Source organism: Alteromonas sp. AO-Serp (assembly GCF_017849675.1).
GTDB lineage: Bacteria > Pseudomonadota > Gammaproteobacteria > Enterobacterales > Alteromonadaceae > Alteromonas > Alteromonas macleodii.
In genome coordinates, this window is record NZ_JAFLMX010000079.1 from 1 (window position 1) to 8237 (window position 8237).

Below are 8237 nucleotides of genomic sequence, written 5' to 3' on the forward strand. Positions count from 1 at the left end.
CAAAAGAGGGTGAGGTGGTTTTCCAAGAAACCAAACGCATCTTTAATGCCTTCGACAATTTTGTCTTCAATCTGAAATCGCTGCATGATGACTACTCAGGCCATATCACTTTGGTCTTAATGGCTGGCCTTCCACTTTCTATGCACTTAGCCGTAAGTAAAGCGGTTAAAAGTACAATGAAGAAATTTGACGATATTCACGTTAATATCCAAACTCGTTTATATAATGAAGTTGAGCATGTCGCTTTATCTGGTGAGTGCCACCTCGTTGTTTCAACCTATGACATGGTCAAACCTGAATCAGTAACCTTTCATCCTGTCGGCATTAAAACTGAAGGGCGATTGTACTGTGCGCCTACACATCCTCTGGCAAAGTATCGCGATACTGATTTACCAGAAGGCGTAAAAATTGGTGATTATCCTGCCATTGGTATTTCTGGATTGTCGTCGGCAAACTACATTGAAGATGAAACCAGATTATCGATTCAAACTTTTTCAGACTCATTTGATGCTGCGATGTCTGCGATTATGACCGGCGAATATGTTGGTTTGCTGCCAGACTATATGGCGAAAGAGCAGGGCGCCGCACTTGGGCTTGTACCTATTGCAAAAGGGAGCTTATTTAAATTTAGTCACGAACTGTTTGTGATGAATGGAAAAAATACGCGATTAAACCCTGTATTACGTCACTGTATTAAAGAATTGAGCTACTTCATTTCAGAGAGTCAAAAGTAGTAGCAACAAGCACCTGCGATCACACCTCTTATTGTTTATAAACGCTTGGAATAAAGCGCTTATAAACAATAAGAGGTGTTTTTATTTCAGATTACGCTATTCGTATTCTAGAGGATCGACGGCGTTATTTTCCTTGAACGCCTCTAAGCGCTCTTCGCACGCACCGCATTTTCCGCATGCTTTTTCTCTGCCGTTGTAACAGGTCCACGTTTGGCCGTAATCCAGTCCCATTGACAGACCATCGGTCAAGATAGCGGTTTTGCTGTCGTCGATATAAGGCGTCATAATCGTAACCGGTGTATAATTCGCAATGCCGCACACATCATTCATTTTATGAACAAACTCAGGGCGGCAGTCTGGGTAAATGGCATGATCGCCAGAGTGAGCGCCATAGTATACTTCGTTAGCGTCTAAACTGACCGCGTAGCCAACGGCCAGCGATAACAAAATCATGTTGCGATTGGGCACCACGGTTTGTTTCATGCTTGGCTCTTCATAGTGGCCTTCTGGAACTTCGATATCTGAGGTTAACGCTGAACCCCCTATGAGCGTATTTATGGCGCTAATATCTACAATTTTGTGGGGAACGTTAAGCGAGTTACACACGTTGGCAGCATAATCGAGTTCTTTCTTGTGGCGTTGTCCGTAGTTAAAGCTCAGTGCATGAACTTTTTTGCCTGCTTTTAGCGCCTTATGCAGCACTGTGAAGGAGTCCATGCCTCCTGAATAGATAACAACAACGTTTTCTGACATAGTTTTTCGAAGATTTAAGAAATTATGCCCGAATTTTATGTGATCCTTGGTAAAATCCCAACATACAATCGTTAAAGGGTGTCAAATTGTCTGTAATGTCCACATTAAACATCAATGAGATGTTTGAAACTATCCAGGGTGAAGGTGCTCACACTGGTATTCCCTCTATCTTTGTTCGTTTACAAGGCTGTCCTGTGGGCTGTCCATGGTGTGATACAAAACATACGTGGGAAATTAAGCCTGACTTGAGTGTGTCGCCACAAGCTGTGATCACAAAAAGCGAAGAGTCTGAAACCTATTTCATCTCCAGTGAGGAGGCTTTGCTGGCTGAGTTTGGGAAACAAGGCTATGTGGCAAAGCATGTGGTTATTACCGGCGGTGAGCCATGTATGTACGACCTACGTCCTCTGACGAGCCTACTTCACGACAACGGATACACAACACAAATAGAGACCAGCGGTACTTTTGAAGTACTTTGTGACACGCGTACGTATGTGACGGTTTCTCCTAAAATAAACATGAAAGGCGGATATGACGTCTTAGTAAGTGCGCTTGAAAGAGCGAATGAAATCAAGCACCCCATCGCAATGCAAAAGCATATTGACGAGCTTGATGCGCTGCTTGCTAATGTATCGTCATTAGACGGAAAACAGGTTTGTTTACAACCAATTAGCCAGCAAAAGAGAGCCACAGAACTTGCAGTGCGTACTTGTATTGAACGTAACTGGCGGCTATCTTTACAAACACATAAATACATTGGTATTGAATAAGTGTTTGAAATGCGCCGCCTTTGTGGCAAACACGTCTTGCACTTAAGTAATCAAATTAACAAAGGACATAAAGAAGATGCATAGCTTTAATCTGCTAAAAAAAGCCGTGATAGCGGCCGTCGCTTTATGTTCTTTTACTGCTGCATCAATGGTTGAGGCCGCTACTTGGACAATTACTTATCCGCGTCCGATTGACGACTCAGATGCCCGTGCTCAATATCCGATAGCACTGCTTAAACTTGCGCTCGATAAAACCGGCGTAAATTATGAGCTACGCCCTTCTGATCGTATATTGCTGACGGGCAAAGCGATGCGTCAGCTGCGTGAAAACAGAGAAGTTAACGTAGTATGGAGTATGACGGACAGCCAGCGCGAGAAGGAACTGACCCCGATTCGTATTCCAATCGCAAAAGGGCTTATAGGTCTTCGTGTTTTCGTTATTAACGAAAATAAAAAGACGAAGTTCGACGATGTATTATCGCTGACCGATATGCGTAAACTTATACCCATTCAGGGTGAAGAATGGCCGGACACCAAAATTCTTCAAGCCAACGGGTTTAACGTGTTTACTGTGCCTGAGTTTCGCGAAGCGTATGACATGATTAAACAAGGTAAAGGGGACTTTTTTCCTCGTTCTGTTATGGAAGTGGACGCAGAGCTGGAGGTGGAAGGTCGTCGTAACAACCTTTACCTTGAGCCTTCAATGGCGCTGTATTACCCCACCGCTATGTATTACTTTGTAAGTTCAAGTAACAAGACGTTAGCGAATCTCATTGAAACAGGCCTTAACAGAGCCATTGAAGATGGCTCTTTTGATGCGTTATTTGAATCTACGTACGCCCCAATCTTAGCGTCTTTAGGGGTTAATGAGCGTAAAATTTTCACTCTCGAAAATCCGTTATTACCCATTGAGACCCCTCTTACTAATTCTGCTTTATGGTATAAACCAAAAACAGAAGCTTCAAAAGAATAAATAGACAATAAAAAACGCGGCTTAGGCCGCGTTTTTTTAAATGTTAGCTCAGCTTGTACGATTGTCTATTAAGACTCGCCAGCGTGGACGCCTTTCATCGAACGGCCAGAAGGATCTGCATTGTTTTTAAAGCTCTCATCCCACTCAAGTGCTTCTGCTGTACTACACGCAATAGATTTACCGCCTGGCACACAGCGCGCCGCACTTTCTTGAGGAAAGTAGCTCTCGAAAATAGTGCGGTAGTAGTAGCCTTCTTTGGTGTCTGGTGTGTTAACTGGGAAGCGGAATTCCGCTGTTGCAAGTTGCTGATCAGTCACTTCGTTTTCAACGAAATCGCGAATTGAATCAATCCACGAATAACCTACACCATCACCAAACTGCTCTTTTTGACGCCACAGTACTTCTGCTGGAAGCGTTTCTCCGTTATCAAACGCTTTACGAAGGATCCACTTCTCCATTTTTCCATCTAGACACATTTTGTCTTGTGGGTTTAAACGCATAGCTACGTCAATGAAGTTCTTATCTAAGAATGGTACACGAGCTTCTACACCCCATGCTGATGTGGCTTTGTTAGCACGCGCACAGTCAAACATATGTAGACGATCAAGTTTACGTACCGTTTCTTCGTGGAATTCTTTGGCGTTTGGCGCTTTATGGAAATACAGGTAACCACCAAAAATTTCGTCAGAACCTTCACCCGATAGCACCATTTTAATGCCCATCGCTTTAATCTTGCGTGTCATTAAGTACATTGGAGTAGCGGCGCGGATCGTTGTTGTATCGTAGGTTTCCAAGTGATAGATAACATCACGGATGGCATCTAAACCTTCTTGAATGGTAAAGTGAATTTCATGGTGTACGGTGCCAATCATGTCGGCCACTTTCTTCGCTGCTTTAAGGTCAGGTGCTCCTTCAAGACCTACAGCAAAACTGTGCAGGCGAGGCCACCATGCATCTGTCTTGTCTTCGTCTTCAACGCGCTTTGCAACGTACTGCGCTGCGACAGCTGAAACCAATGAAGAGTCCAAACCGCCCGATAGAAGTACAGCGTATGGAACGTCAGACATCATGTGTGACTTCACAGCTTTCTCGAATGCTACACGTAGCTCTTCTAGGTTGCTGGTGTTGTCTTTTACGTTGTCGTATTCCATCCAGTCGCGTTTGTAGTACTTGGTGATTTTACCTTCTTTGCTCCACAGGTAGTGGCCAGGAGGGAACTCACTGATTGTCTTACATACGCCTGCTAACGCTTTCATTTCAGATGAAACATAGAAGTTACCGTGTTCATCGTAACCGGTATAAAGCGGAATAATACCAATATGGTCGCGGGCAATAAGGTAAGCGTCTTGTTCTTCATCGTATAGAATGAACGCAAACATACCCTCTAGTTCATCGATAAAGTCGATGCCTTTTTGCTGAAAAAGCGGAAGAATAACTTCGCAATCAGAACGGGTTTTAAATGGGTACGGCTCATCTAGATTAGCAGCAAGTTGCTTGTGGTTGTAAATCTCGCCGTTAACGGCAAGAATTTGTTTATCGTTTTGGCTGATAAGAGGCTGCGCCCCTGTATCAACGTCGACAATCGCCAATCTTTCGTGACAAAGAATGGTATTGTCATTATTCCAGATACCCGACCAGTCAGGGCCACGGTGGCGCAAAAGTTTTGATAAATCGAGGGCTTGGGTTCTGAGTTCAGACACATCGGTTTTGATATCAAGGATACCGAAAATACCACACATATAACGGATTCTCTCTGTTCACTTGTTGAAAAAAATAATAGAAGTTTTTTCTGTCGGTACTCGCGTACGAGTGGGCGATGATTTGTTGTTATTCTTATTCGCGTGCCCCTGAATGTGCCAGTCTGACAGGAAATTGCAAGTACATTATGATGAGAAAATGGAAATTCTTATTCCATTTATCCCAAAATAGCCGTTTATTAACATTTTTATCCTAATTCCATGCAAAGGTAAGCTTATGAATGCGGTAAGCAGTGCTTAATATAGAGGGAAGTGAGTTCAAATGTAGAGGGTAGTAAATTAATGCGGGTCAATAAAAAAGGGTTTCACGAAGAAACCCTTTATTAACGATAAAGAAGACGCGCCCTTCTTTGCGTTTTTACGTCAAAGTGTTTTAGTTTTGGCGCTGGAACTCGCTTGCTTCATTCCACTTCGGCCAAGCCTCTGCATTTGCAACACCTACACCCACATCAAACAGCATTTGTGTGTCTTGCACGATACCGCTTAAATCCCAATCGTCACGATACTGATCGCACACTTGATGATAACAGCCCGTAACAATGACATTCATACGTTTTCTGTATTTGGCTGTCTCTTCATCTGCTGGTTCATTTCCGCCTTCAGCGTACAGTGCTGGAACACCTTGCTTGGCAAAGCTGAAGTGATCTGAGCGGTAGTAGTACCCAGCTTCTGGTCTGTCTTCTTGAGTCAGTGTACGACCTTGCTTAGCCGCAGCGGCTTCAAGATAGTCTTCCATTTCTGACTTACCCATGCCTACAACGGCAACGTTTTTGGTCTTACCTAATACGTTCATTGCGTCCATGTTGATATTTGCAACCGTATTTTCAATCGGAATAACAGGATTGCTTGCATAATATTTACTGCCTAACAGCCCTTGCTCTTCAGCAGTTACTACTAAAAATGATACCGAGCGTTTTGGTGCAGGCGTCAACTCTGAGTATGCTTTGGCCATGGCTAGAATAGCCGCAGTGCCCGTGGCATTATCATGAGCGCCATTATAGATTTGGTCGCCTTCTTTGCTCTCATCTTTACCTAAATGATCCCAATGTGCCGTGTAGATAATATGCTCATCAGGAAACTCTGCGCCCGGCAGAGTCGCGATTACGTTGTTGCTCTCTGACTTTTTGAAGGTGTTGTTAACCGTAACCGATGCTTTGATATCCATTGCTTTGTTGTAAGGACCTTGCATGGCGTTTGCTTTCTCTTGGTCAAAGTCGAGCCCTGCATCAGCAAACACTTTTTTCGCCGCATCTAACGTTAACCAACCTTCAACAGCCACACGACTTGCTCCTTTGTCGGCACTTACTAGGCCGTACTGCGGACCGCTCCAGCTGTTAGCAACAACTGACCAGCCGTAAGAGGCAGGGGCTGTTTCGTGAACAATAATGGCGCCAGCGGCGCCCTGACGGCTCGCTTCTTCATATTTGTAGCTCCAACGACCGTAGTAGGTCATCGTTGTGCCTTGAAACTTACCACTTTCTGGATTTTCAAATCCCGGGTCATTAATTAGCATGACGACGGTTTTGCCTTCAACATCTAACCCTTCGTAGTCGTTCCAGTCGTACTCTGGTGCATTCACACCATAGCCAACGAAGACTAATTCTGAATCTTCAAGGGAAACTGAGCTCTGTTCTCGCTTAGAAGAGGCAACCATTTGCTCTTTATACGCGAAGTTATTGTCGCCAATAGTCATGGTCATATCTGGGTCAGCAGTAATTTCCATAAGGGCTACTTTTTGTAAAAAGCTATCCCCGTTACCCGGTTTAAGTCCCGCTTTGGTAAATTCACTAACCAAGTATTCAATGGTTTTCTTTTCGCCTTCAGTCGTCGGTAAACGGCCCTCAAACTCATCTGAAGACAGTACCTTTAATGGCTCGCGAATATCGGCGTCTGAAATATTGTTGTAAACACTGTCAAAGTTAGACGCCACAGGCATCTCTTTTTTCGCAGACTGATTTTGTGACGCGCTGTCGTTGTTAGGTGTGCAAGCACTTACGCCCAGAAGGGTAGGTACAAGCAATGGCAAAAACATTTTTTTCATTGTTAGTCTCTGTTTGCTCTACAATACTTGCTCAGTATAGAGAAAACCCCAGAGCGAACCAATAGTTGATATGCAATCAGACTCAATCCCTTTCTGTAAAGACTACTTAAAAAAACACGCAAGTTATCCTGTAACCATTCTTTTAGATGAACTCGGTTTAACGAGTCATAGTAAGTTTCCATCTCCTGATGTGCTTAATGAACTTACATCTAGATATCACAAGCAATGGACGGGGCCTGTATTTAAAGGACAGAGTCAGTTTTCAGAAGATGAACAGCGTTACTATGAAACGATTATTAGTGAAGATGGGGTTGTCCCTACCAGAGAGCAAAGCTGGCACGATTTGTTTAATGCACTAATCTGGCTGCAGTTTCCCAAAACAAAATCCTTATTAAATGAACTGCATATAAGCGATATCGAGGCGTACGGCGTAAACCCTCGCACCGCACGTCGCAATCGGATTACCCACTTTGATGAGTGTGGCGTGGTGCTGGCGATAGAAGAGCCCAGACCAAGTGGCGTTGAATCGCTAGAAGTTTTCCTACAGCAACTGGCCACCCATGAATGGGAACAGGTATTTCTAGCAAATCGAGGGCGTTGGCATGCTGAAGTAACGCCCTATGTATTTGGGCATGCGAATTTAGAAATGATGCTGAACCCGTTTATTGGGCTTACTGGAAAGTGGCTCGCGGTTTCAGTGCCTCAAGGATTTAGTGAGCTCGATAAATGGCAACAACGCGCCGTACTCGACGATGCAATGTCAGCCCGAATTTCAGCACTCGATGCTTTTCAGGTCACACCGCTCTTAAAGCCCCTTCCTTTGTTAGGCGTGCCTTTATGGCATTCACCGCAGGATGCGAAGTTTTATCAAAATAAAGATTATTTCAGGCCGTTACGACAAGGGTCTAAGCCAACGAAACAGCTGCCGCTGTGGGTGTAATACCAATCCGCATAGATCATTACCCACTCAGAAGGCGCTGGCAATTTTCCTAGCAAAGCGTGGGAATGCAGGAATGGCTGTTCCCTTTCAAATTCCCAGAACGAAGCTAGGAAGCTTGCCAGACCTTCCCGAAGGGCGAGTTTAAAATGTCCGTAGTCTTTGTTGTGTCACCTTGATGTAGAACCACTATACCTGCGGTAGCACGCCGCGATTACGAACATTTTAACTCTTGCTGAGTGGGTAATGATCTATGCGTATTGGTATAATGA

7 protein-coding genes are annotated in these 8237 nt (G+C 44.2%); 4 read left to right on the plus strand and 3 right to left on the minus strand.

Annotated elements, in window-relative coordinates; all coding sequences use genetic code 11:
• On the plus strand, positions 1 to 734 hold a 734-nt coding region (locus QVA83_RS06495; RefSeq protein WP_287498264.1), incomplete at its 5' end, for a LysR substrate-binding domain-containing protein.
• Positions 735 to 830: 96 nt separating this feature from the next.
• Here the strand turns inward: QVA83_RS06495 and queC are convergent.
• Positions 831 to 1487 (minus strand): 7-cyano-7-deazaguanine synthase QueC, encoded by a 657-nt coding sequence (gene queC / locus QVA83_RS06500; RefSeq protein WP_014975995.1) that lies wholly within the window; start codon positions 1485 to 1487, stop codon positions 831 to 833.
• 95 nt (positions 1488 to 1582) lie between these two features.
• Here queC and queE point away from each other — a divergent pair, with 95 nt between their 5' ends.
• Positions 1583 to 2257, plus strand: a complete 675-nt coding sequence (gene queE, locus QVA83_RS06505; RefSeq protein ID WP_156079106.1) for a 7-carboxy-7-deazaguanine synthase QueE — start codon at positions 1583 to 1585, stop codon at positions 2255 to 2257.
• 76 nt (positions 2258 to 2333) lie between these two features.
• Positions 2334 to 3230: a type 2 periplasmic-binding domain-containing protein gene (locus tag QVA83_RS06510; RefSeq protein ID WP_014975996.1), complete on the plus strand. Its 897-nt coding sequence runs from the start codon at positions 2334 to 2336 to the stop codon at positions 3228 to 3230.
• A 68-nt stretch (positions 3231 to 3298) separates the two neighbouring features.
• On the opposite strand, the gene asnB is transcribed toward QVA83_RS06510, so the two are convergent.
• Positions 3299 to 4969: an asparagine synthase B gene (gene asnB, locus QVA83_RS06515; RefSeq protein WP_014948790.1), complete on the minus strand. Its 1671-nt coding sequence runs from the start codon at positions 4967 to 4969 to the stop codon at positions 3299 to 3301.
• A 391-nt stretch (positions 4970 to 5360) separates the two neighbouring features.
• The gene (locus QVA83_RS06520; RefSeq protein WP_069943950.1) at positions 5361 to 7028 is read right to left on the minus strand and encodes a M28 family metallopeptidase; all 1668 of its coding nucleotides are present in this window, start codon (positions 7026 to 7028) and stop codon (positions 5361 to 5363) included.
• Positions 7029 to 7098: 70 nt separating this feature from the next.
• Here QVA83_RS06520 and QVA83_RS06525 point away from each other — a divergent pair, with 70 nt between their 5' ends.
• Positions 7099 to 7968, plus strand: a complete 870-nt coding sequence (locus tag QVA83_RS06525; protein WP_061485169.1) for a DUF3025 domain-containing protein — start codon at positions 7099 to 7101, stop codon at positions 7966 to 7968.
• The last annotated feature ends 269 nt before the right edge of the window (positions 7969 to 8237 follow it).

Bases quoted from the DNA above. Each gene is read 5' to 3' on its own strand.
- queC (WP_014975995.1), bottom strand. From the start codon at position 1,487: ATGTCAGAAAACGTTGTTGTTATCTATTCAGGAGGCATGGACTCCTTC.
- queE (WP_156079106.1), top strand. From the start codon at position 1,583: ATGTCCACATTAAACATCAATGAGATGTTTGAAACTATCCAGGGTGAA.
- QVA83_RS06510 (WP_014975996.1), top strand. From the start codon at position 2,334: ATGCATAGCTTTAATCTGCTAAAAAAAGCCGTGATAGCGGCCGTCGCT.
- asnB (WP_014948790.1), bottom strand. From the start codon at position 4,969: ATGTGTGGTATTTTCGGTATCCTTGATATCAAAACCGATGTGTCTGAA.
- QVA83_RS06520 (WP_069943950.1), bottom strand. From the start codon at position 7,028: ATGAAAAAAATGTTTTTGCCATTGCTTGTACCTACCCTTCTGGGCGTA.
- QVA83_RS06525 (WP_061485169.1), top strand. From the start codon at position 7,099: ATGCAATCAGACTCAATCCCTTTCTGTAAAGACTACTTAAAAAAACAC.